This window comes from Vibrio sp. EA2 (assembly GCF_033042495.1).
In the GTDB taxonomy this organism is placed as follows: Bacteria; Pseudomonadota; Gammaproteobacteria; order Enterobacterales; family Vibrionaceae; genus Vibrio.
The window spans coordinates 1-713 of the sequence record NZ_JAWLID010000058.1 but is presented as its reverse complement, the minus strand read 5'-3'; the positions used below and the strand labels follow the sequence as shown (position 1 = coordinate 713).

Genomic DNA, 713 nt, shown 5'->3' with positions numbered 1-713 from the left:
TACTTCAAGTTAAGTGTTTATGGCACAATACTTTAAGCTTGGGTGGTAGCGTTGCTCACCCCTTAATTGGGCGTTATGTGTTCGAACTATTAACCTGTGGAATTCTAAGTTAATGAAGACAGAAGAATATAGATCGATTTGTAGACAGAAAAATGCATTTAGGGTTTCCGAGTTGGAAGAAACGCTTAAAGTTTTACGGCAAGAAGAGGTTGCTGAAGCCTCTGTCGTCGCTACTGCATTGCTAAGTGGTATGGTTAAAACTCCAGAATTATATACAGGCCAGAGAAGTGAGCACTTTTGTTTAGTATTGTGCTCTTTTGAACAGGCGGATGTAATCGTTGATGTTCTTTTTGACGCAGAAGCTAGTTCAATACCTGCAACTGGAGAAGCAACTGCTGAAACAGATAAATTAGTAAACTTAGTAAATAAGTGGTCAATGTATAGGGAAACACTTTAGTGCGCATTAAACACATAACAAACGCTTTAAGACGGATTCGCAACGCTCGGCGGTTTTAGTTTGATTTAGCTTTAGTGTTTACGGTGTAATGGTTGAGTGTCGTGGCAACGTTGCTCACCACTTAAGCGGGCGTTAGGTTAATCTACTTAAAGTACGGAGTGTAAAATGGAATTTATTCGCGTAAATATTGAAATGGATGATACTCTCGATTTATGCATGCAATTTCGACGAGATGCTCATGCAGTAAGCTTTGGGA

Annotated in this window: 1 protein-coding gene; it reads left to right on the top strand. The window is 39.6% G+C overall.

Going from position 1 to position 713, the window contains the following annotated elements; all coding sequences use genetic code 11:
- Nucleotides 1-112: 112 nt before the first annotated feature.
- Nucleotides 113-457 carry a hypothetical protein gene (locus RXX31_RS24715; RefSeq protein ID WP_317592215.1) on the top strand — a complete coding sequence of 115 codons (345 nt, stop codon included), beginning with the start codon at nucleotides 113-115 and terminating at the stop codon, nucleotides 455-457.
- Nucleotides 458-713 lie beyond the last annotated feature (256 nt).

Coding starts and splice junctions, on each gene's coding strand:
- RXX31_RS24715 (WP_317592215.1), top strand. CDS start 113: ATGAAGACAGAAGAATATAGATCGATTTGTAGACAGAAAAATGCATTT.